The following is a 23318-nucleotide window of genomic DNA, read 5'->3' on the forward strand; positions in this document are numbered from 1 at the left end:
ACATTTTGTCAACATTATCATATAGTTTACATACATTAATACAAGGAGTGTCATTTACATGGGGAGATTAAAAAGGAAATCAAAATTAAAGAAAAGAATAAAGCTTAGTATGCTTACTTTCGTTCTAATAATTGGAGGAGTAGTTACATATAGCATCATTCAGTTTAATCATGGTTTATCCGCGGCAAAAAAGGAAAATTCCTCGGATAGCGAAGCAGTGCATACAGACTTTGCAGGAGAGGAAGTAAAGTTTGGGGAAGTAAAGGTGCTTTTAATCGGATCAGACGCAAGAGAGGGAGAGCAAGGTCGTTCAGACACCTTAATGATTGGTTACTATAATCAAAATACGAATGAAGTAAAAGTAGTATCTTTAATGCGCGATATTTATGTAGACATCCCAGGATACGGAATGAATAAGTTAAATGCAGCTTATTCTTTTGGCGGCCCCGAACTACTTAGACAAACAATTAAACAAAACTTTGATACAGATATAAATTATTATGCGATTGTAGACTTTAACGGGTTCCCTAAAATAGTAGATTTAATTGCACCGAAAGGTCTAAATATAAATGTAGCAAAAAAAATGTCAAAGAATATTGGAATGACTCTAGAAAAAGGAGAACAAACCTTACACGGCGAGGAACTTTTAGGTTATGTACGTTTTCGGAAAGATAGCGAAAGTGATTTCGGAAGGGTAAGACGCCAGCAGGAAGTTCTGTCAAAACTAAAAGATGAGGCAATTTCAGTGAATAGTATAGTAAAATTACCTAAGACACTAGGTATAGCAACAGGCTATGTTGATACAAATATTAGTAATAATATCTTATTTTCAATTGGAAAAGGGTTACTAACTTCAGATCAAGATGTCGAGACATTGAGACTACCAGTTGACGGATCTTTCACAAACCAACGTGTCAATGTCGGGGCTGTATTAGATATAGATTTTGATCAAAATAAACAAGCCTTGGAGGGCTTTTTATCAAGATAGAAAAATTTATCTGAGCTATTAAATGAAAGAAGCAAGTGAATTTAACTGATAGCGAATTTCTCAGAAAATAAAAGGTGCTATTTCACGTGTAATACGGCAAATAGCACCTGGAAAATAAGTTCCGAACTCAGAACCTTTTATTATAGAAAAAATTCAAGTTTTGTGGTTAGGTACTGATCCACGAAAGTTAGAATCTACTATGCTGGCTCGGTACCAATTCTTATAACAGAGAAACACCAAGTTTTCATCTAATAACTAACCTTCGTTTCATTACGTAATGTCCCTATGCCTTCAATGGTGCACTCTACCATTATATTTCCCCCAACCATTTCTGCACCAACAGGGCTTCCGGTTAAGATAACGTCTCCTGGCTGTAATGTCATCACATGAGATAAGTAACGAATCATCTCTTCAATGGTGACAATCATTAAATGTGTTGGACTATTTTGCTTCTCCACACCGCCCACTGTGGCTTCAATTCGAATCTTGTTTAAGTCAAGGTTCGTTTCTACTATTGGACCGATCGGTGTAAATGTATCAAAGGCTTTTCCAATGGTCCAGTGGCCATCCGGATGAAACATGTCCGGTGCTGTAACATCGTTTGCAATTGTATACCCAAATACATACGGTTCCACAGGATCTTCTGGTTGTAATTGCTTTATCTCTTTCCCAATAACCACAGCCAATTCTGCCTCAAATTTCACATTTTCAACCTGCTCCGGTATAACAATGTTTTCATCAGGACCAATAACGGAAGATACTGGCTTAAAAAAGAATACTGGATGCTGTACAGGGTCACTAGGTAATTCCTCTTCACTTGCTACATAATTCGCCCCAATACCTATAATTTGATTTGGTAGGATTGGTGCAAGTAGCTTCACTTCACTACGTAGATGAACCCCACTTGTTTTCTCCCAATTGCTGTAGGGGTCCCCAGAGATTTGGATGATTTTGTCTTTTTCCAAAACACCTTGAAACACTTGATTTTTATCCTTGTATCGAACAAATTTCACATTTTCACCCTCTATTTAATCATCAGATAATTTCTTCTTTTTTTACTTTCCTTCCCTCATGCAAAATAGGTTCTGTATAGCCATTTGGCTGCTTATCTCCTTCGAAGACAAGCTTACATGCGGTCTGGAAGGCAATCGAATTTGCTTCGTTATTTGCCATTGGCTCGTAGGAAGTATCCAGCTGATTCTGTTGATCGACCACTTTTGCCATATTCTTGAATGTATCGTAGACCTGTTCTTTTGTACAAACTCCATGGAGCAGCCAATTTGCAATATGCTGACTGGATATTCGAAGTGTAGCACGATCTTCCATTAAACCAACATTGTGAACATCAAGTACTTTAGAGCAACCAATTCCCTGATTCACCCAGCGGACAACATACCCAAGTATCCCTTGAACATTATTATTTAATTCCTGTTGAATGTTTTCTTTAGCTAACAATTTTTCAGTCATAATAGGTATTTTTAAGAGCTCGTCACGATAGGAAAATAGCTCTGTCTTCGCTAGAAGCTGTTCCTGTACCTTGGAAACATCCACTTGGTGGTAGTGAAGAGCATGTAGTATGGCAGCAGTCGGTGATGGGACCCACGCTGTTGTAGCACCAGATAGTGGATGAACCACTTTTTCTTCAAGCATTGCTTTCATTCGATCTGGCGCAGCCCACATACCCTTCCCAATCTGCGCAATTTTCGGGAACCCACATGAAAGGGCAGCATAGACATTCGATGATTCATAGGCTTTAATCCACTCCGTATGCTTCATGTCATTCTTTCTTTGCACCGGACCAGCAAGCATAGACGTATGAATTTCATCGCCAGTACGATCCAAAAATCCTGTATTTACAAATACAATACGCTCTTTTACTTGCTTAATACATGCTTTTAAGTTAAGGGAAGTTCGCCTTTCCTCATCCATGACGCCAATTTTAATCGTATGCCGTGTTAGGCCAAGTATATCTTCTATACGGTTAAACAATGTATCACTAAACGCTACTTCCTTAGGACCATGCATTTTAGGCTTAACAATATATATAGAGCCTAACTCTGAATTGGCATATTTCTCTTTTCCATTCATTGAGTGCAGGGCAATAAGACTGGTGACGACGGTATCTAGTATACCTTCGTAAATTGGCTTACCAGTTTCGTCTAATATCGCATCAGTTGTCATCAAGTGACCAACATTCCGTATAAACAATAATGATCTCCCCTTAAGGGTAAACCTATCATTACGTAACCCGATATATTCTCGATCCTCATGCAAATGCCGTTCAATCGTACTGCCATTCTTTTTAAAGGAAGCTTTTAAGTGACCATTCATTAGACCAAGCCAGTTCCGATAGACCTCCTGCTTATCCTCTGCATCAACTGCTGCAACGGAGTCTTCGCAATCGATGATAGTAGTAAGTGCGGCTTCTAAGATGATATCCTTTACATTAGCCTTATCTCTACTGCCGATTGGATCCTTTTCATCGCGTACCAATTCAATATGGAGACCATGATGTCTAAATAGAATAGAAGTAGGATTCTCCTTATTTCCAAGATACCCGCGGAATAAGGAGGGATCCTTTAATGAAGCGCTCCCTCCATTTTCCAGTGTAAAAATGAGGGCTTCTCCCCTAATATGATAGTCCGTTACATTGTGATGACTTCCCTTCTCCAATGGAAGAAATTGATCTAAAAGGCTTCGACCAAACGCTACTACCTTTTCTCCTCGTATAGGATTGTAATTAGATCTTATTTCAGCACCATCCGTTTCTGAAATTACGTCTGTCCCATATAATGCGTCATACAGACTTCCCCATCGAGCGTTGGCAGCGTTAATGGCATAGCGAGCATTATTTACAGGAACAACCAATTGTGGCCCTGCAACAGTTACCTCCTCGTCCACGTTATCAGTGGTAACCTTCACTTTTTCAGGTTCCTCTTCTAAGTATCCAATTCTCTCAAGAAATTGCTTATATTGCTGTTGGCTAAACGTAGGGTTGGCAACATGCCAGTTATTAATTGCTGATTGCAATTGATCCCTTTCCTTAAGTAATTCATCATTGATAGGTGTTAGCTCACTCACTAGATCAGAAAAATCATCCCAAAATTTGTTGTAATGAAGGTCAATGTTTACAAAGACCTCCTCGTGAAGGAAATCATATAACCCCTCTTCCACCTGTAATGTTCCTATTTTTTTATAGTTCGCCATTTCTATCAGCCTCTCATGTACATGTTAAATTGGTTCTTTCACTGTAATTGCTCGCATTGGCTGATATGGGCTCATATCCACTTCTATTTGTTCGTCCATCATTAACTCTGCTGCCAATGTGCCAACATAAGGACCCATCGTTAATCCAGATGCTCCCAACCCATTTGCCATGTATAACCCTGTAATGGCGTCCACTGCTCCTACTAATGGCAGAATATCTGGCCCCATCGGACGAAAACCAATACGCACTTCTTTTAAGGTTCCTTCATTCAAACCAGGAGCAACATCTAAAGCGGCTCCCAATACTTCGTGCACTCCTCCAGCTGTTAATCTATAATCAAATCCAGATCCAGTTTCTCTTGTAGCACCGGCAACAACACGAGAATCATCAAATGCCAACATATAATGACTAGTGTGTGGTAAAACAACTGGCCAATCTGACGTATCCTGTTGAGGTAAATTAATATGGGCAATCTGTCCACGCTGTGGCTCCATCGCCAGCTCAAGTCCTAGTGGTTTTAACAGTTCCGGCGCCCAGGCTCCTGCTGCGATAAGCACTTTATCAGCTATGATAGTCTCGCCATTTACAGTAACACCCGTTATTTTTTTCGCCGATGTCTGGAGTGATGCCTCTCCTTCAATTAAGCGTGCACCGTGTTTTTGAGTCGCGCGCTTTAGCGCATCACGTAAATAACTACCGTCAATACGAGCTGCGCCAGATACAAAAACAGCCTCCAAATCATCAGAAAGGGCAGGAAACATTGCCTGAGCTTGTTTTGCATCTAACCTTCTAATTTCACCGGCTTCAGGAGCTTCCTCTTGTTTCTTTCTAACTCGTTTCTCAACTTCGTCTAGTTTGGCAGGGTCTGAGCTGACGCTGAGTGCTCCTACTTTTTTATATCCCGTTTCCGACTCACCATCTTGTTTTAATTGTGCAATAAGATCAGGATAGAATCTGGCACCACGTTTTGCGATTTGGTACCAATCTGGATCATCTACACGGGAGATCCACGGACAGACGATTCCAGCACCAGCGGAAGTTGCTTTCCCGTCCTCAATTCGGTCTACCATCACAACCTCTATTCCATTTTTGACAAGATAATAAGCTGCACTTGATCCAACAATTCCAGTTCCAACTACGACGACTTTCATATCTTATTCTCCTCCCTTTTTATGCATGCAATGGATAATGACAGGCTACAAGATGTCCTTCTTCGTTTGCTTTCAATTTCGGCTTTTCCTCTTTACATTTTTCTGTCGCAAATGGGCAACGCGAGTAAAAACTACAACCTTTTGGCAAGTTGCGCTGATCGGGCAAATCTTTCTCCAGTATTACATCCTCGGAATCTGCTCTTAAAGAAGGGTCCGGAATCGGAACTGCAGAAATAAGTCCTTGGGTGTATGGGTGACGCGTCTTTGAAAATAGGCTTTCCTTGTCAGCCATTTCCACAATTTCCCCCATATACATCACAGCAATCCGGTCACTGATATATTTAACAGCAGGGATTCCGTGTCCAATAAATATTAAAGTTAATTGTAACTTTTCCTTTAACTCTAATAATAGATTCAGTATTTGTGCCTGGATTGAAACATCTAAAGCAGAGACGGGTTCATCACAAACGATTAATTTTGGGTTTAAAGCAATAGCCCGAGCAATCCCAATTCGCTGTCTTTGGCCCCCACTAAATTGGTGGGGGAAACGATCTGCCTGTGATTGGTCAAGTCCGACCAGGTCTAAGAGTTCATAAACTCTCCGATGTAATTCTTTCCCATTAGCTACTTTATGGGTCCGCAACGGTTCGGCAATAATATCAAATACTCGCATCCTTGGATTTAAAGAAGAAAACGGGTCTTGAAAAATCATTTGAACCTCTTTTCGCATTTCCTGCAGCTGTGCTCGCGTCATGTTTAACACATCCTGCCCTTCAAAAAAAATGCTCCCTTCAGTGGGCTCAATAAGCCTTAGAATGGTATTTCCCATGGTAGATTTTCCACATCCAGATTCCCCAACGATGCCAAGTGTTTCACCCTTTTCCAGTAATAGGTTCACCCCGTTCACCGCTTTGACGCTTTCCTTCGGCTTCCCAAATAGATTAGTAGATACAACAAAGTGCTTTGAAAGCTCTTTCACTTCAAGTAATGGAGCTTTTATTGTACTTTGTTTGACTTGCACCTGTTGTGTCATACATTTACCACTTCCTTTTCCTGGTGTAGCCAGCAACGGACAGAAGATCCATCACTAGAAGCAACTAGGTCTGGCGATATTTCTCGGCACTTCTCCATTGCAAATGGACACCGATTTTGAAAATTACAGCCGGATGGTAGTTGATCTGGTGTTGGTACATTCCCTTCAATTGATTGCAGTTTTTCTTTAAGTTGGTGTATTTTAGGTGTACTGTTCAACAAACCTTTTGTGTACGGATGCTTCGGATTTTCAAATAGACTATATACGTCATTTTCTTCGACAATCTCTCCTCCATACATAACTACAACTCTATCCACCATTTCTGCAATAACACCAAGATCATGGGTTATTAAGATAATCGACGTGTTAAGTTCACTACTTAGATTTTTCATTAACTTTAATATCTGCTTCTGAATGGTGACATCTAATGCTGTGGTCGGCTCATCAGCAATGAGTAGTTCAGGATTACATGAGAGAGCCATAGCAATCATCACACGTTGCCGCATCCCTCCACTAAGCAGGTGGGGAAAGGCATGATACTGGCGTTCTGGATTAGCCATTCCTACTTTGCTTAAAAGAGTAATACTCCGTTGCTTTGCTTCCTTCTTATCTACTTTTTGGTGAAGGCGAATTGCCTCGGAAATTTGATGGCCAATCGTGAACACAGGGTTTAGAGAAGTTAGTGGCTCCTGAAAGATCATGGAAATTTTATTTCCACGTATTTTACGTATCTCTTTTTCTGAGAATGTCGTTAAGTCCTTATCATGAAACCTAATCTCCCCCTCCACAATCTTTCCGGGCTTATTAATAAGTTGAAGAATAGATAAAGATGTAACACTCTTCCCACATCCTGATTCTCCAACGATACCAATGATCTCCCCTTTTTTGACTGAAAAAGTTACGCCGTTTACAGATGGAATTACACCATTCTCGGTGAAAAAATGGGTATGCAAATTCTCAACTTCCAATAAGTTATCTGTCATTCTAAGCTCCTCCCTTTTTACTAAAGTAGTTTCGAGGATCTAGCACATCCCGTAACCAGTCACCGAGGAAAATAATGCCCAGTACAGTGATCGTTATAGCAATTCCAGGAAAAGTCGCGATCCACCAATTGGTAGCCAGATAATTCCGTCCATCAGTTAGCATGGCTCCCCACGATACGTCAGGTGGCTGAATCCCTAATCCAAGGAAGCTTAGTGATGCCTCAAGTATAATCGTAGTTGCTACACTTAATGCCGAAATAACAATAAAGGAAGAAATGATGTTTGGTACAATATGTTTTTTAATAATCGTAGTGTTTTTAGTTCCTATAGAGTGAGAGGCTCGTACAAAATCTCTTTCCTTAACACTCAATACTTCACTTCTTACTACACGAGCATAAGATACCCAATTGGTTAGACCAATGACCACTATCAAGGTCATAATGCTAGGTTCAAAGACTGCTAAAACTACTAAAATAAATAGAATGCTTGGTATGGCAAGAAATGAATCTACAATCCTCATAAGAATAGTATCTACCCACTTACCGTAATATCCTGCCGCTACTCCCACAAGTAAGCCAATGATTCCTGCTAGTACCACGGAAAAGATACCTACTAATAAGGAAACCCTCGTACCTACAATAATTCTGCTAAAAATGTCTCTTCCAAGATTATCTGTCCCAAGTAAATAGGAAGTAGACCCACCATCCATCCAAAATGGTGGCAACAGCATACCCGATAAATTATTCTCCGTAGGATCATGTGGTACTATAAGATCGGCAAAAATAGCTACCAACACAACGATTAGCACAATAAAGAATCCAACTGATCCTGTTTTGCTTTGCAAGAGGAGACGACACCAGCGTTTAAAGCCTCCGTAGGCCTTTACTTTTCGCACTGTTGGTCGAATTCCCCCTACTGTTTTTGCTTCAGCATTTCCTTGCATGATGCCCCTCCTTATGAATAATTTATTCTTGGGTCCAGTAATCTATAAATTAAATCCGTTATTAAATTCACAATGATAACAAGCAATGCGATGACAAACACCGCCGCTTGAACTACTGCCATATCTCTCCCATTTACTGCTTGGACAAGCAATAAACCAATTCCTGGCCAAGAGAATACACTTTCAGTTATGAGGGCCCCGCTGACTAAATGTGAAACTTGTAAACCCATTATCGTGACAACAGGGATCAAGGAATTACGGAAAGCATGTTTATAAACTAATATATTGCTAGAAACGCCTTTACTTCTTGCAGTTCTAATATAGTCCTGGTTAAGAATCTCTAGCATATTGGAACGAATAAGCCTTGTCATTTCTGCTGCTATACCCGTTCCTAAAGTAATAGCGGGAAGAATCATATGTACGATTGTACCTCTCCCAGATACAGGGAAAAATTGGATGTTGACTGCGAACAATAATATTAAGAGAATACCCAGCCAAAAGTTTGGCATTGCTTTCCCTAATACAGAACCCCCTGTAATAAATAAATCTACTAACGAATTTTGTTTACGTGCAGAATAAATCCCTAGTGGAATCGCCATTAACGTTGCTACTACCATAGAAGCAGCAGCAAGCTCAAATGTTGCTGGCAATCTTTCTAATACCAATGGAAGTGCAGCTTGGTTATAACGGAAAGATGTACCGAAATTACCTTGAATTAAATCACCCACAAAGCGAAAGTACTGAATATAGAATGGGTCAGTCAGTCCAAGCGCCGCTCGCATTGCTTCCCGATCACTTTCCGAAGCATCTTCTGGCAGCATTAAAGCAACGGGGTCCCCTGCCATATACACAAGTACAAATACAACAAACGAGATGATGAATAGGACAGGGATGATCTGTAGTAGGCGTTTCACAAGATACTTTTTCATATCAAGTCTCCTTTTGGGGAGCCAACATTTGCCAGGCGGCTCCCCCTGTCATTATTTTTTCGTTAGATCATCAAAGCGGATTGCTTCGTCCAAACGTGGTGTAAAAGTAATGTTTTCACTTACCCCGTAGTTCACGGCATTTTGGTAAAGGAAAATATGTGGTCTCTCTTCAGCTACGATTTCTTGAATTAATTGATACTGTTCTTTACGCTCTTCTTCGTCTAAATTTTGGCCTGCAGCGTTAAATAGTTCCTCGACTTCTTCATTTTTATAATCCGTCTGACCGGCCGCTCGCTCCTCGGTATAGTGAACTAAGGAATAAGATGCATCAAGCAAACCATCTGCCAGGCCAATCATAATTAATTCTTCGTTCGACTTTGAATTGTATTCATCTAAAAACGCACTTGATTCAAGTAATTTCAGCTCTGCATTGATGCCTACCTCACTTAACATACTTACAATTAGTTGTGCTACTTCACTATCCAATGGGTAACGACCTCTCGATGAAGTAAAAGTAATATCAATTCCATCTGGATGTCCAGCTTCTGCTAAAAGTTCTTTTGCTCTTTCTACATCATAAACCCGTGTATTTGTTAAATCCGGGTTTGTTCCAAATACGCCTTCTGGAACTCTGGTACGAACCGGGACTCCTGTTCCCTGAAGAACTGAATCCACAATTGCCTGCTGATCGATAGCAAGATCAATCGCTTCCCGAACTTTAGGATCAGAGGTTACATACCCTTCCGTTGTGCGAACCATTAAAAGACTAACTCTAGTTGTTTCACCATTTACCAAATCAACGCCAGATTCTGATTCTACACGCTCCCATTCGTTCGGTGGGATATCTGTTGCAACATCAACCCCACCTGTCAGCAATTCACCAACTCTGGTAGAACTTTCTGGAATAGCACGTACTTCAACTTTTTCCCATTTAGGTTTATCCCCATAATAATCTTCAAACGGTACCAGTGTTACGCGATCATCACGAATCCAATCTTCAAATTGATAAGGTCCTGACCCAATTGGTTTCTCTTGAAATCCTTCTATTCCTACTTCCTCAAAATAAGCTTTGGGAAGTATATCGGACCCACTTTTCGCAAGAAGATTTAGTATTGTAGGCATTGGTCCATCTGTAATAATTTCCACCGTTTGCTCATCTTTTACGTTTACTTCCTTCAATTGTTTAAAGTATGGATATTCCTTTAAAGTTTCATCAGTCATAACGCGCTCCAAACTAAATTTTACATCTTCTGCCGTAACTACCTCTCCATTATGAAAAGTTGCTTCTTTTAATGTAAACTCCCAAGTTTCTTCATCGATTTGTTTGTACGTGTCCACAAGGTCCTCTTGCAATGCCAGCTCGTTATCCCACATAAATAATCGGCTAAACATATTACGATGGACACGGTCCCCTGTAGTGCTTAAAGAATTTTGTGGATCGATTGACGGAATGTCAGCAGCTTGTGCTATGACAAGAGTATTACTGTCGTCCTCGCTTCCTCCTGTTGTTGTTTCTCCTTCATTACTACAGCCTGCAAGTGTCATGATAACTAAAATTAGAAAACCAATACTAAAAGTGCTTATTTTTTTCATTTCCATCCCCCTATTTTGATTATTCAGTCATTAATAGCTAAACATCTCCAAAATGCCGCATGACATTTGCCGTAGCCTTTATCCCCTTTATAAAATCATCTATATAAATATTCTCATTGGGCCCATGAAAGTTTGACCCTGTGTTTGCAACGCCAATCTGAGCAGCAGGTATCTCAGTATTAGCAAGTAATTTTTCCATTGGGCTAGATCCTGCCAGATTACGCATGATGATAGGTGGCTCTTCGTACACTTCTTTCATACTGTCAATAACCGTATCAACAAACGGATTCTCCGAGTCCGAATTAAATGGGAGTAGTCCAGCAAGCTGCTCAATTTCAATATCTCGAAAGCCGTGTTGATCCAAATGTTTGCGCAACAAATCTATCACCATTTTCGGAGTCTGCCCAGGTACTATTCGAAAGTCAATCTTCACTTTGGCCCTGGATGGCAGTACTGTTTTGGCCCCTTGTCCAGTATCCCCTGCTTCCAACCCACAGATTGTGCAAGTCGGGGCGGCCGTCAAACGCTCCTTCAACTCTAATCCAGTTACACCAGTAAGAAAATTGTCTATTTGATAATGAGTTTTTGTATGCTCTTCATCATAATCCATCGTTTGAAAAAAAGCCTTTTCTTTTTCTGTTAGTTCTAAAATATTGTCATAGAACCCATCAATTAGTATTTTTTCATTCTCATTCTTTAATGTACTCAACGCCCATACTAGACGCCATGCAGGATTTTCAACTACAGCCCCTTCCGACGAATGAAGATCAAAAGCTGCGCCCCTAACTCGCAGCTCTACAAAGCATATCCCTTTCACTCCAAAGCTGATATGCGGACGTTTGTCATGAATATTACGCATGCCCCCTTCCCAAATCATGGCATCTGTTTTTAGCTTTTCCGGATTCTCTAATGCAAATTTTTTTAAGTTAGGACTACCAACCTCCTCTTCCCCTTCAATAATGAATTTCACATTAACCGGTAAATCGCCATGAACTTTCTGGTAGGCGTGTACTGCTGCTATTCGTGCTGCTATATTTCCTTTATTATCTGCTACCCCTCTTGCAAAGATCTGTCCATCTTCAACTCTCGCTTTAAACGGGTCAGACATCCATTCTGCTAATGGGTCTGGAGGCTGCACATCATAATGGTTGTAAAAAGTCAGAGTTCTTTTACTACCATTATCGATCTGCCCATAAATGATTGGATATCCGGCAGTCACAACTTCTTCCACATCTGCTCCCAAATCCTCCAGAAGCTGTATCACCAACTCCTTCATCTCCTGCATCCCTATATTTTTTGCAGAAATACTTGGTTGATTACACATGGATAACAACCAATGTTGGTACAAGGATGCATGTTCTTCTATTTGTTGAAAAAGTTTTTCCACTCAATCCCTCCTTTTTCATTATATAAAATATAATATTATAACATTATAAAGTTATAATATTTTTGTATAGTTTCGCAAAATAATAATTTTTAGATATTTTTCTTCAAAAAAATTACAAATCTATTTCTAAGTAAAAGTTTGATTGTTCTTGTTTTAGAATAAATCGTGAATACTCAATTATAGTTCCTTCTTCATCAACTGTATAACGCTCAAGTGAAAATAATTGTTCTCCGACTGGGAGTTGTAATAATTCTGCCTCATAGCTGTCAGCAAAAATAATCGAGAAATATACTTTTGCTTTTCCTAGCTTCTTATGATAAGTCTGGGTAAACAAATTGTAGAGTAGTTCTTTTTCCATATCATTTTCGAGTAGTCCGGGAAAGAGATATACTGGTATATAGGAATATTCGATTGCTACCGGAATGTCTTCTCTTAACTTTATTCTATGAATTTTATACACTTCATCTTCCTGCATTTCAAGTTTTCTTTTAATATCAGAAGATGCTTTCTCAGCCTTAAGGTTCAATGTCCGGTGAGGATGATACTGGTTTTCCCAAGCTTCATTCCTTAAAGAAACAAGTCTTGTTAAATTAGTTTCATCCTTCGTTTTAACAAAAGTACCTTTACCACTTTGTCTGTAAAGCAATCCCTCATGTACTAGATCATGTATGGCTCGTTTGATCGTGATGTTACTAACATTAAATGTCTCTGCAAGCTTTTTTTCGGTCGGGAGTTGATACCCGACGCCCCATTCCTTACTTGTAATCTTAGCTTCCAATATATGTTTCACTTGATCATATAAAGGTGTAGATAAATCCTTGTCTACTTTCATGCTATACTCCCTATCAAAAGTTATAATATTATATTAAATATTTGTTTATTGTTGACAAGTATAATCTCATTTTTTTATGAAGTCAACTGTATATTTATAATTTGTTTTAAAAATCTAATTATTATATAAAAATCAGAAAAGTAAAACCCTTACATTGTAAAATAATTGTAGTAGACTCCTGTTCTACCGATATTTACCAAAGATACAGAGGGTTGATTATACAGTTTTAAAACCACTAAGTTTGAAACAACAAATTGCTTTTTTGCTTGCGCTCTGTAACTACGTTATCTTCCCCTGCTTCCAAATTCTGACTAGAACACTTCCCATATTATTAAGTGAGAGTTGAAGAATTTTGTAATAGCTCCATAAAACAAAAACATCCCGAGAATTGCTTACCCGGGATGTCGTTTATATCCTTTTTTTAAAATCCAGGTCCTCCATTTGTAGCATACTTAGACCTGTTATAGGTCCTTTATTCAGGATCTGAAACTTTTACAAGCTGTTTGCCAATGTTTTTTCCTGAGAACAATCCAAGGAAAGCATCTGGAATCTTTTGAAAGCCTTCATAAATCGTTTCTTCATAGTACAGATTTCCCTTACTCACAGCATTTGCTAATTCTTCATATGCGTCAGCATAATGATCAGAGAAATCGCCAACAATAAAACCTTGCATGAGAACACGGGACTTAACAAGAAATTGCTGTACCCGTAAACCGATATCCTGTTCCCCTTCCTTTAAATTATAAGAGGAAATTGCGCCACAAACAGGTACACGCGCAAATGTATTTAGCATTGGCCAAATGTGATCAGAAATTTCACCTCCAACATTTTCGTAATATACATCAATGCCATCAGGACAGGCATCTTTTAATTGTTTTCCAAAATCCCCCTTTTTATATTCCACGGCTTTATCGTAGCCTAACTTGTCTTTTATATAGTTAGCTTTCTCTTCAGAACCGACAATACCAACAACCTTGGCTCCTGCCTGTTTAGCTAGCTGCCCTGCTACCTGTCCAACAGCTCCTGCTGCTCCAGATATCACAACTGTTTCTCCCCTTTTAGGCTTTCCAATGTGCATCAGACCAAAGTATGCTGTTAAACCGGGCATTCCAAGTACGCTGAGAGCAGCACTCGGATCTAATCCATTTGTTTGTACTTTACTAACCTGGTCTGATTTTTCTACAATGTACTCCTGAAATGGTAAATTCCCTCTAACAATATCACCTTTTTGCAGTTGATCGCTTTTTGTCTCTACCACTTGCGCAACCACTCCACCAGCTAATGGTTCCCCGACTTTAAATGGGTCAACATAAGAAGGCGCGTCTGACATCCTTCCCCTCATATATGGATCTACTGAGACATAAAGTGTTTTTAATAATACTTCTCCATCTTTTGGAGTGCCCTCCTCGACCTCTTTAAATTGAAAGGTACTATCATTAGGTAACCCATTAGGGCGTTCTTGAAGAATAAGTTGTTGTTGTGTCATTGAATTTACCTCCCCTAGTAATTTAAACTTTTAACCACTGTATTTGTTTTCCCCATTTATCAAAAGTTAAGCATGAGGATAGTGTCTCGTAATTTCTACCAGCTGCATTTTACATATACATCTAAAAAAAGAACAATACCTCAACTGGTACTGTTCTTCGCATTATTAACTTTCTTTTAATTGTTCCTGTAATTGGTTTAACGCTACGTTTAACTGCTCCATCATGACTTCCATGCCTTCTTTTTTAGACATGCCCTCTGGTAAATATATAGGTTCACCGTAAATAATATGGGGTTTTACCCGTTTAAACAAGTCAGTAAAATTATTTGGGCCTGCGTAAGCAACAGGAAGAATAGGAACTTTAGAATGCCCAGCAATAGTAACAGCTCCGCGTTTTAAAGGAACTTCTTCACTAGTTCTTGTCCCACTAGGAAAAATTCCAACCACTTTGCCCTCTGCAAGCAATCTTCGAGGTACCTTAATCGTACTCGGGCCTGGGTTTTCTCGGTCAACTGGAAATGCATTAAGGTGTTCCATAAGCCATTTCAGTCCTTTAGACTTAAATAACTCCTTCTTAGCCATATAATGTATTTTAGTTGGTAGCATGGAAACTCCTAGCCAGAGAATATCTACCCAACCAGTATGCGTACAAGCAATAACATATCCATCTTTCCCTTTTGGGATGTTTTCTTTTTGGTGGACCCTTAGTCTACCAAATAAAGTTAATATAAGTTTAACAAGATTAGCAGCAAATGTGTATATCATGCTCTCTCTCCTTACCTGCTTGTTTCTTTGTTTCATTTTAACACAAACTATTAGCACCTGGTACTATTTTCACAAAAAACGTTAAAGTTCCATAAGGATCCTATTAAATGCCCTTCTTATAATAATATGAAATCAAAATAAAAACCAGCACCTTTAATAAGATACTGGTTTTCATCATTAGGAAGCAGGAGTGTCAACTTGCTCATATTCTGTTTTAGGTGGTGTAACCCGTTTAATAAAGAAACCGAGAAGCAGTGCAACGACTGCAATCCATGTGGAAACGAAGAAGGTGAAATTAATTCCTTCTAGCATAGCCTCATTTGCAAGCTGCATTTTAAATGCTGCCATTCCGTCGGTGCTTTGCGGTACATTCCCAGATGCCATCGCTTGGTCTAGTAGATCATTTCCTGCTGTTTCACTTCGTTTGTTCATAACAGTAAGAAGTAAGGCAGAGCCAATTGCACCAGAAACCTGTTGGATAGTACTGTTCATTGCCGTACCGTGTGGGTTGTCTTTCATTGGTAACTGATTTAAACCGTTGGTCATAACCGGCATCATGACCATGGAAATACCAAACATCCGAATGGTATAGAGTAACATAATATAGTAATAACCCGATTCAAGATCTAAATTACTAAATAAATAAGTTGTAAGAACCGTAATAGATAAACCGATAATCGCAAGTATTCTTGCACCAAACTTGTCAAACAAGCGTCCCATAATAGGGGACATAATTCCCATAACAATTGCGCCTGGTAGCATAAGCAAACCGGAATGGAATGGCGAAATCCCGCGGATAGTCTGTACATACAATGGCGTTAATATCATTGCCGAGAACATTGACATAGAAAGGACAACCGAGATAGCTGATGATAATGCGAACATTGGATGCTTATATATTCTGAACTCCAGCATTGGTTCATCCATGTGTAATTGTCGCCAGATGAAACCGAAGAGTGCTATAGCTCCAACAGTAATAGTCCCATAGACTTCTAAAGCATCCCAGCCTTTATCACCAGCCATACTAAAGCCGTAAAGGATACCACCAAACCCTATACTAGATAAGATAAGAGAAGGTATATTTAAACGTACCTCACGATTTTCTGTTATATTACTTAATTTTATAAAAGCAAACACTAAAGTAAATAAGGCAAATGGTAAGACAATACCGAACAATACGCGCCAATCATAATGCTCGATTACCCAGCCGGACAAAGTAGGGCCAATGGCTGGAGCTGTAATCATCGCCAGACCGAAAATCCCCATGGCACTTCCTCTTTTTTCCACTGGGAAAGCTGTAAGCATTACGTTCATTAACAATGGCATCATCACAGCTGAACCTGATGCTTGTATCATCCGAGCTAGGACAAGTATTCCAAAGCTTGGCGCTAACATTGCCAACAATGTCCCTATAGAGAATAGCGTCATGGCAGTAAGAAACAGCCTTCTATTAGTGAATTTCTGAATAAAGAAAGCACTTGCTGGGATCAGAATTCCATTTACCAGCATATACCCTGTGGTAATCCATTGAACAATTGATGGTGATACATCAAATTCTGTCATAATGGTCGGTAGAGCTACATTCAATAATGTGTTATTTAATAAAGCTACGAAAGCCCCGATAAATAGAATGGCAATCATTCCATAAGGAGGTTTTTCATGCATTTGTTTTATATCCAACATTCATTCCCCCGTTCATACTCGTTGTATAAAATTTGTACTTGAAGTTCAACACTTGATTATTTTATACCCTTCGTTCATTTTTGGCAAGAGGAAATTTCCTTTTTAACATGGGAATTGATTAGATAGTTTTTTTAAGTTAAAATTAAATTATACTAACAGTCTAAAGGTGATTATATGAATGAGCGTAAGCGACAAGTTTTATTAACAGCACAACGTCTGTTTATTGAAAAAGGATTTAGCACAACATCCGTACAAGATATTTTGGAAGGGTCTAAAATCTCTAAAGGAACTTTCTATAATTATTTCACGTCAAAAAATGAATGCCTTGTGGCCATTTTGGAATATGTAAATGAGGAAACCTTTGTAAGAAGAAGAGAATTATTAATTGGTGAAAAGAAGTCCGACAAACACGTTCTTGCTAAGCAGATTGCAGTCCGGATGCAAATCAACCGTGAAGAAAATCTATTTATGTTGTTTGAAGCCATTTTTCATTCTGGTGATCAGGAGTTACGTGATTTTGTGAAAAAGAACCATTTAAAAGAGTTGTTTTGGCTTTCTGAAAGATTAATTGATATTTATGGAGAAAAAGCATCCCCTTATGCACTTGATGGAGCCGCATTATTACTCGGAATGATGCAGCAAATCTTTCATATTTGGGCTGCAGCAAGTAATAACTTGGGAGAAGTAGACACACTGGTCTTATATGTTTTACGTCGGATGGATGCTATCATACCAGGACTTGTTTCTAACCAGGACACCCTTCTAAATGAAGAAGTCGTAGTTTCACTAAAACGAAGTCTTAATAGCAAGAAATATTCGAGGGACCAAGTGGTGGAGCAGCTTACTGGTTTTACAGAAAAGCTATCTGATGAAGCAAATGTGGACGGAAAACAATGTATCCACTTTCTAATGGAAGAATTAACTGCAGACAGCCCTCGCATCTATCTTATTGAAACAGTAACTCGCGCCTTCACCAATGCATTCACAGGTACTACTGATGAATTAGAGGCAAGAGAAATTGCATCTAGACTTTGGAGCTATGTTGATACAGTGAATAATAGTTAAAAGAAGGAGAAGAATTTTCCTCATCCGTTACCATCTAAAAGTCGTCTAAATACAGGCGGCTCTTTTTTACAAATTATCTATCAGTAAATTAAAATACTTGATTCTTCTTTATCCTATAAATCAATATCTTCTATCTTTGCCATTCTCATTGGTTATTTGGCGGCGGGCTTGCCTAATACACAAACCCTTTGTCACCATCCTATCACTTTAAAAAAAGATATGTAGGGAAACGTTTAAACGTTATAGAAAAAATCTTCTCTTTTCATTGCTATGCTGAATCCCAACAGTACGTTGCCGTAGACTTTTATGATGGAAGTATTTTGTACGACTTTAATAATGATGAAGTAAGAACATGTGCTATTGATTTTTACCGAAAATTCCCCTTCTATAAATGATATAGGCGAAAAATTTTAGGGATCAAAACGCTTAAAATCTTCGGAAGAGTTCGAATTAGGGGCACCTATAGATTCCATTAAAAATGTGTTTATTCTCTGTGCACTCACGTTTGTTTTTCTTGGTGATGAGATGGATCGTTCATTTTCGAAATGGGAGAGTACGAAGTCTCTATATGAAATAGCATTAAAGGGAGTTGAAGAAGACCGGAATAATAGGTATCCAACCATTAAAGAATTTTATGAAGAATGGAGTCATGCTATTGAGGAAAAAAGGTAAAATGGACCAATTTACTGGCACGTTTGCAAGTGTAGGGGCCTTAATTGGCACTACCATTATGACCGTAATTTTAGGAACGTTCTTCTTAAAGAATTTTCTCGGCTTGTTTGCTGCTGTCATTACGGTATTTGTCGTTAACCTTCTTTATGTAAAATGGAAGCAGGATAAAGGAAATCATTCATGATATGAAGTAATTCCCTTCATTCACCTTTGTTATTTTACTCCTATTATAAGTCGCATAAATTGCTCGGATGTTTTCATTAAATTTTGGTATGCAATCTGTTCTTTCATCGATTCATCTAAGTTAGTCGGTTCTTGAATGATCGAAAAGCAAGCAGTAATCCCGTGTTCATGTAAGCTGGCAACATCCTCGGTAATGGCCCCGGCTACTGCAATAACTGGAACGCCATATTGTTTGGCCAACTGGGCTACTCCCATAGGAACCTTCCCATAAGCTGTTTGGTTATCAAGTTTCCCTTCCCCTGTAATGACAAGATCTGCATCTTTTATGTAGGAGGCCAACTTCACATGCTCCATTACGAGGGAAATACCAGACTTTAATTTGCCATTAAGGAATGCATGGAAGGCTGCCCCAAGTCCTCCAGCGGCTCCCCCTCCTTTAATGGTATGAATTATTAAGCCTGTTTCGCGGTTAACAACAGAGGCGAAATACTTCAACCCGTTATCAAGTTCTTTCACCATGTCAAGATTTGCACCTTTCTGAGGACCGAAAACGACAGCTGCACCATCCTTTCCATATAATGCGTTCTCCACATCACATGCTACTCGAAAGGTACACTCTGTCAGAATAGGGTGCATTCCAGCTATATTTATTTTCTCAATAAGAGCGAGCTGTGCACCACCAAACCCAACTTCATTTCTTCTCCTATCAAAAAATTGAACCCCGAGTGCTTGCAACATACCAATCCCAGCATCATTGGTTGCACTGCCACCGAGTCCGATAATAAAATCACGGCAACCTTGGTCTATTGCATCCATTATCAATTCTCCCACACCGAAAGTTGTGGTTAGCGATGGATTTCGCTGTTGCTTTGTTAAAAGCGTAAGACCACAAGCTGAAGCAACTTCGATAATAGCTGTTTGACCGTTTCCACTTATCCCATAAGTAGCCATAACCTTATCATGGAGCGGGCCAGTTACTAGTTTTTCTCTAAAGACGCCTCCTGTCGCATGAACGATTGCCTCTACAGTACCTTCTCCTCCGTCTCCCATTGGAAGAGAAACAATTTCCATTTTAGGGTCTGCTTTCGTTATCCCTTCTTTAATGGCTTTACTCGCTTGAATTGATGAAATGCTCCCTTTAAATGAATCGACCGCAATGACAGCCTTCATTATTTGTCACCCTTCCTCCTACCTTAACATCATCATTATTTCCGGGGAAATCATGAACTCCTTTGCTTTTTAAGAGACACCAATGGTTCCAGTCGGCCTCGATTATAGCGCTGGGCTATGATGATTGGTATATTTAAAGAAAATGCATAAAGAATCATGATAAATCCAGCCCAAACCGGGTTCCAAATAAAAAAGAAACCAGCAGGTAGAATAGAAAGCCAGTGCGTTAATTCTGCGCGGCGCGACTCTTTTATAAAATTGGTCAGTGACTTAGTATCACGACCATGTAACTGTTTTTTGTTATAACCCGCTCCCATTATAACTGTTCCATCAGGAATTAATCCCTTCCAGCTCTTCACACGGAAATAGCGCTGCCACAATCGCCCCCCTTTTTCCCATGGTCGAATTTTATAAACCAAACGATCGTGCTCAAACCAGTGATCTGGCATAGAGAGTGTCAGGTAAGATATTGCCATATGAATCACAGCCCATGCTATGATATCTGTTATTACGATCCACACTACTGGAAGTTCTACAAATGGCATCGTACCTACTCCTTAATTTTATAGATTGATTTTTCTCCCACGCCAGCTTACAGTCCGCCTTATATAAGTTAAATAGATAGACCAAATAAACAGGATAGTGAAAAACAGGAATAACAAAGGATATAATGCGATCACAGTAGTTGAAAACCTTCCTGTCCTACGAGCAAAAATAAACACTTGGACAAAGAAAATAATATACAGTATTAATGCTATCGTTATCCACATAGTCAAGCCGAGGATGCTTGCTGTTATTAAAAATGGCGTCGTAAGAAAAGCTCCGCTTATCCAGAAACTGATCAAAATAGTAACCAGTGGATGTGTTTCCTGTGAAGCTGTCGCAAAGCTCTTTGTCCACCCTTCCCATAACGAGCCCAGTCCTTCTGGATACATTTGAAAATTGATAAGCCCTTTCCCTCCATAGCAGCGAACTGGATAACCAGCTTTTCTAAAAGCCTCACCTAAAGCTAGGTCATCCATAACAGCATTTCTTATCCCTTGGTGCCCGCCAGATTTCATGTAGTCCACCTTACTACATAGAATACATGGACCAAAGGAACCAGCACCTTTCAGCTTTTTGCCCCAAACTGTAAACACATTCATCCCTACCATAACAATAATGTTAAAAATGGCAGAGAGATTTTCATAAGGGCGTTTAATAGTATGGTATGGTTGAAGCGATAAGATGCCATCAGCTCCTAATTCTTGGTAAGTTGAGGAGAGCTGTACAAGACTTTCAGGTGTCTGTAATTGTGTATCTGCATCCAGAAAGAGCAGCCAATCACCTGAGGCATGCTTAGCCCCCATCCAGCAAGCCGCTGTTTTACCTATCCAACCATTTTCTAAATGATCATTCCGGATCACTTTTACACCGTAAGATGCGGCAATGGATACTGTTTCATCGGTAGATCCGTCATCAACTAAGATTGTCTCAAACTTTATTCCTTTTTGAGATAGTAAGGAATCAAGTAGTGGTATTATTCGTTTCGCTTCATTCCGTGCAGGGATTATAATAGATAAGTTACCTTCAACAGTCTGACTTTCTGAACTCTGGCGAGGCAGAAGAATTTTCCAAAACATAAGAAAACCACTAATAACACCAGCACATATCAAGACTACACAACAAAAAAATAAAAAGTTCACGTTATCCTCCCACTTTACTTTTCTTGGTGTATCGATTAAGGCATCCTACTTAAATGACCGTGCATTATACCGCTTCACAATTTTCTGACATACCTGCTGACCACTAAGTGTAACCATTGGCATACCTCCGCCAGGGTTTACTGTTCCCCCAACAAAATAGAGGTTGTCATATTTCTCACTATGCTTCGGATGCTTGAAGCCTTTATTTTTTTTCTTATCAGATAGTGTCCCGTATATGGACCCACGGTGAGAAGCATAGGTACTTTCAATATCATCTGGTGTCCACATATCCTCTGTTACAATATGTTTGCGTAAATCCGTCAACCCCATTGTTTCTAGCTTTTCTAAAACTACTTCACGGAACTGCAAGTAGTCTTGCCTGTCAAAAGGTACATCCTGCTTATATGGAATATGTGGAAGCACCTTAATATTCTCATAGCCTTCAGGAGCTTGCTCTGGATCCGTTTTATTAACATTTACAAGATAAATTGTTGGGTCATCTGGCAATTCATGATTACGGAATACCTTGTTCATCTGCTTCTGAAGGTCTTTAGAGAAAAAGAAATTATGGTGGGCCAACTGTGGGTACAGCCTGTTTACCCCTAAATGAATTACGAGTCCAGAACTTGATGGCTCAAACTGCTTTTCTAGCTTTTTAATAAAGGCTTCACTTTCTTGTAGTAAGTCCTTGTAAGCTGGTATTACTTCCATATTTGATATAAAATAGTCAGCCCTTATTCTTTCGCCATCAGCTAATTCTGCTGCAATAATTTCGTCCCGTTCATTTTTTATTAGCTTGTTTATAGGCTGGTTCTTATGTAACGACACCCCTAACTCCCTTGCCAACCTTTCCATCCCACCAGCAATTTTATGCATTCCCCCTGGGACATACCAGATACCTTGGGCATGTTGCATATAAATTATCATATTTAAGATAGCTGGTGCATCATATGGAGATGAGCCAACATACTTAATAAAATAGGAAAGCATATTACGTAGCTTTGGATTGCTAATTCGCTTTTTAATCGCTTTATACATCGTGGAGAAAAGATCGAACCCAGTAAGCGAATGCACAACACCATGGTGATTTATCATTTCTTTTGTAGAATCAAGACCTTCCGCGAAGTAACCTTTTTCTGTCATGTTATATAAGTCCCGAGCATAATGAAGAAAATTTTGATACTCTGCCATGTCGTGCTTGGTTAGATCAGGGTTCTCTTGTACCATCTTTCCCAAATCCGCATATAAATCAATTTTCGATCCATCAGGAAAGAATGATCTCCATTCATGTTCAAGCCTCATCGATGGTATATAATCTTTCATTTTGCGCCCACTTCTAGTAAATAAAGCTTCAAAAATGTGTGGCATAGTTAACATGGATGGTCCTAAATCAAACCCAAACCCATCCTGGTCAAGCCGATTTACTTTGCCACCGAAGTGATCATTTTTTTCATAAAGTGAAACTTGATAACCCTCCTGCGCGAGGGAGATTGCTGCAGAGAGACCCCCAAGTCCTCCCCCGACAATTAATACGGATGCCTTTCTTGTCATATGTGCACCTT

At 39.4% G+C, this 23318-nt stretch carries 20 protein-coding genes; 3 read left to right on the forward strand and 17 right to left on the reverse strand.

Translation table 11 applies throughout. The features are described 5' to 3' along the window. Positions 1-58: 58 nt before the first annotated feature. Positions 59-988, forward strand: coding sequence for an LCP family protein (locus ACTWPF_RS12415; RefSeq protein ID WP_443149294.1), 930 nt, complete (start codon positions 59-61; stop codon positions 986-988). Positions 989-1236: 248 nt separating this feature from the next. Here the strand turns inward: ACTWPF_RS12415 and ACTWPF_RS12420 are convergent, their stop codons facing one another. The 13 genes from ACTWPF_RS12420 to ACTWPF_RS12480 all read right to left on the reverse strand — a co-directional run bounded on the left by ACTWPF_RS12420 (position 1237) and on the right by ACTWPF_RS12480 (position 16981). Beyond that, a complete protein-coding gene (locus ACTWPF_RS12420; RefSeq protein ID WP_443149295.1) occupies positions 1237-2001 on the reverse strand; it encodes a fumarylacetoacetate hydrolase family protein in 765 nt (254 codons plus the stop codon). 22 nt (positions 2002-2023) lie between these two features. Beyond that, positions 2024-4195, reverse strand: coding sequence for a malate synthase G (locus ACTWPF_RS12425; RefSeq protein ID WP_443149296.1), 2172 nt, complete (start codon positions 4193-4195; stop codon positions 2024-2026). 24 nt (positions 4196-4219) lie between these two features. After that, the gene (locus ACTWPF_RS12430; RefSeq protein ID WP_106896400.1) at positions 4220-5347 is read right to left on the reverse strand and encodes an NAD(P)/FAD-dependent oxidoreductase; all 1128 of its coding nucleotides are present in this window, start codon (positions 5345-5347) and stop codon (positions 4220-4222) included. 19 nt (positions 5348-5366) lie between these two features. Then, the gene (locus ACTWPF_RS12435) at positions 5367-6380 is read right to left on the reverse strand and encodes an ABC transporter ATP-binding protein (protein WP_106896399.1); all 1014 of its coding nucleotides are present in this window, start codon (positions 6378-6380) and stop codon (positions 5367-5369) included. Further along, a complete protein-coding gene (locus ACTWPF_RS12440) occupies positions 6377-7363 on the reverse strand; it encodes an ABC transporter ATP-binding protein (RefSeq protein ID WP_106896398.1) in 987 nt (328 codons plus the stop codon). The genes ACTWPF_RS12435 and ACTWPF_RS12440 overlap by 4 nt, the downstream gene beginning before the upstream one ends. A 1-nt stretch (position 7364) precedes the next feature. Further along, complete coding sequence (locus ACTWPF_RS12445) at positions 7365-8306, reverse strand: ABC transporter permease (RefSeq protein WP_443149297.1); 942 nt, start codon at positions 8304-8306, stop codon at positions 7365-7367. Positions 8307-8317: 11 nt separating this feature from the next. Beyond that, complete coding sequence (locus tag ACTWPF_RS12450; RefSeq protein ID WP_036573695.1) at positions 8318-9235, reverse strand: ABC transporter permease; 918 nt, start codon at positions 9233-9235, stop codon at positions 8318-8320. Between the two features lie 51 nt (positions 9236-9286). Continuing rightward, on the reverse strand, positions 9287-10828 hold the full coding sequence (locus ACTWPF_RS12455) for an ABC transporter substrate-binding protein (RefSeq protein ID WP_443149298.1): 1542 nt from the start codon (positions 10826-10828) through the stop codon (positions 9287-9289). Positions 10829-10865: 37 nt separating this feature from the next. After that, positions 10866-12215 carry a M20/M25/M40 family metallo-hydrolase gene (locus tag ACTWPF_RS12460; RefSeq protein ID WP_106896395.1) on the reverse strand — a complete coding sequence of 450 codons (1350 nt, stop codon included), beginning with the start codon at positions 12213-12215 and terminating at the stop codon, positions 10866-10868. A 112-nt stretch (positions 12216-12327) separates the two neighbouring features. Further along, a complete protein-coding gene (locus tag ACTWPF_RS12465; protein WP_443149299.1) occupies positions 12328-13047 on the reverse strand; it encodes a GntR family transcriptional regulator in 720 nt (239 codons plus the stop codon). Positions 13048-13519: 472 nt separating this feature from the next. After that, positions 13520-14533, reverse strand: a complete 1014-nt coding sequence (locus ACTWPF_RS12470) for an NADP-dependent oxidoreductase (RefSeq protein WP_443149300.1) — start codon at positions 14531-14533, stop codon at positions 13520-13522. A 165-nt stretch (positions 14534-14698) separates the two neighbouring features. Then, positions 14699-15295, reverse strand: coding sequence for a lysophospholipid acyltransferase family protein (locus ACTWPF_RS12475; RefSeq protein ID WP_443149642.1), 597 nt, complete (start codon positions 15293-15295; stop codon positions 14699-14701). Between the two features lie 180 nt (positions 15296-15475). Further along, complete coding sequence (locus ACTWPF_RS12480) at positions 15476-16981, reverse strand: DHA2 family efflux MFS transporter permease subunit (protein WP_443149301.1); 1506 nt, start codon at positions 16979-16981, stop codon at positions 15476-15478. A 174-nt stretch (positions 16982-17155) separates the two neighbouring features. On the opposite strand from ACTWPF_RS12480, the gene ACTWPF_RS12485 reads away from it, so the two are divergent. Both ACTWPF_RS12485 and ACTWPF_RS12490 read left to right on the forward strand, forming a co-directional pair. Further along, positions 17156-18046 carry a TetR/AcrR family transcriptional regulator gene (locus tag ACTWPF_RS12485; protein WP_238018419.1) on the forward strand — a complete coding sequence of 297 codons (891 nt, stop codon included), beginning with the start codon at positions 17156-17158 and terminating at the stop codon, positions 18044-18046. Between the two features lie 655 nt (positions 18047-18701). Then, complete coding sequence (locus ACTWPF_RS12490; RefSeq protein WP_106896390.1) at positions 18702-18902, forward strand: hypothetical protein; 201 nt, start codon at positions 18702-18704, stop codon at positions 18900-18902. Between the two features lie 29 nt (positions 18903-18931). On the opposite strand, the gene ACTWPF_RS12495 is transcribed toward ACTWPF_RS12490, so the two are convergent. The 4 genes from ACTWPF_RS12495 to ACTWPF_RS12510 all read right to left on the reverse strand — a co-directional run bounded on the left by ACTWPF_RS12495 (position 18932) and on the right by ACTWPF_RS12510 (position 23307). Further along, complete coding sequence (locus ACTWPF_RS12495; RefSeq protein WP_443149302.1) at positions 18932-20071, reverse strand: glycerate kinase family protein; 1140 nt, start codon at positions 20069-20071, stop codon at positions 18932-18934. Between the two features lie 50 nt (positions 20072-20121). Continuing rightward, positions 20122-20616, reverse strand: a complete 495-nt coding sequence (locus ACTWPF_RS12500; RefSeq protein ID WP_443149303.1) for a glycosyl-4,4'-diaponeurosporenoate acyltransferase CrtO family protein — start codon at positions 20614-20616, stop codon at positions 20122-20124. A gap of 18 nt (positions 20617-20634) precedes the next feature. Further along, complete coding sequence (locus tag ACTWPF_RS12505) at positions 20635-21693, reverse strand: glycosyltransferase family 2 protein (RefSeq protein WP_443149304.1); 1059 nt, start codon at positions 21691-21693, stop codon at positions 20635-20637. Positions 21694-21801: 108 nt separating this feature from the next. Further along, on the reverse strand, positions 21802-23307 hold the full coding sequence (locus tag ACTWPF_RS12510) for a phytoene desaturase family protein (RefSeq protein ID WP_443149305.1): 1506 nt from the start codon (positions 23305-23307) through the stop codon (positions 21802-21804). Positions 23308-23318 lie beyond the last annotated feature (11 nt).

Origin of the sequence: Oceanobacillus sp. M65, from assembly GCF_052246275.1 — a bacterium.
Lineage (GTDB): Bacteria > Bacillota > Bacilli > Bacillales > Amphibacillaceae > Oceanobacillus_B > Oceanobacillus_B jordanicus.

Excerpts from the sequence above, each read along its gene's own strand:
- ACTWPF_RS12425 (WP_443149296.1), bottom strand. The coding sequence starts at position 4,195 with ATGGCGAACTATAAAAAAATAGGAACATTACAGGTGGAAGAGGGGTTA.
- ACTWPF_RS12465 (WP_443149299.1), bottom strand. The coding sequence starts at position 13,047 with ATGAAAGTAGACAAGGATTTATCTACACCTTTATATGATCAAGTGAAA.
- ACTWPF_RS12430 (WP_106896400.1), bottom strand. The coding sequence starts at position 5,347 with ATGAAAGTCGTCGTAGTTGGAACTGGAATTGTTGGATCAAGTGCAGCT.
- ACTWPF_RS12505 (WP_443149304.1), bottom strand. The coding sequence starts at position 21,693 with ATGTTTTGGAAAATTCTTCTGCCTCGCCAGAGTTCAGAAAGTCAGACT.
- ACTWPF_RS12470 (WP_443149300.1), bottom strand. The coding sequence starts at position 14,533 with ATGACACAACAACAACTTATTCTTCAAGAACGCCCTAATGGGTTACCT.
- ACTWPF_RS12440 (WP_106896398.1), bottom strand. The coding sequence starts at position 7,363 with ATGACAGATAACTTATTGGAAGTTGAGAATTTGCATACCCATTTTTTC.
- ACTWPF_RS12450 (WP_036573695.1), bottom strand. The coding sequence starts at position 9,235 with ATGAAAAAGTATCTTGTGAAACGCCTACTACAGATCATCCCTGTCCTA.
- ACTWPF_RS12485 (WP_238018419.1), top strand. The coding sequence starts at position 17,156 with ATGAATGAGCGTAAGCGACAAGTTTTATTAACAGCACAACGTCTGTTT.
- ACTWPF_RS12480 (WP_443149301.1), bottom strand. The coding sequence starts at position 16,981 with ATGTTGGATATAAAACAAATGCATGAAAAACCTCCTTATGGAATGATT.
- ACTWPF_RS12435 (WP_106896399.1), bottom strand. The coding sequence starts at position 6,380 with ATGACACAACAGGTGCAAGTCAAACAAAGTACAATAAAAGCTCCATTA.
- ACTWPF_RS12510 (WP_443149305.1), bottom strand. The coding sequence starts at position 23,307 with ATGACAAGAAAGGCATCCGTATTAATTGTCGGGGGAGGACTTGGGGGT.
- ACTWPF_RS12445 (WP_443149297.1), bottom strand. The coding sequence starts at position 8,306 with ATGCAAGGAAATGCTGAAGCAAAAACAGTAGGGGGAATTCGACCAACA.
- ACTWPF_RS12500 (WP_443149303.1), bottom strand. The coding sequence starts at position 20,616 with ATGCCATTTGTAGAACTTCCAGTAGTGTGGATCGTAATAACAGATATC.
- ACTWPF_RS12455 (WP_443149298.1), bottom strand. The coding sequence starts at position 10,828 with ATGAAAAAAATAAGCACTTTTAGTATTGGTTTTCTAATTTTAGTTATC.
- ACTWPF_RS12415 (WP_443149294.1), top strand. The coding sequence starts at position 59 with ATGGGGAGATTAAAAAGGAAATCAAAATTAAAGAAAAGAATAAAGCTT.
- ACTWPF_RS12495 (WP_443149302.1), bottom strand. The coding sequence starts at position 20,071 with ATGAAGGCTGTCATTGCGGTCGATTCATTTAAAGGGAGCATTTCATCA.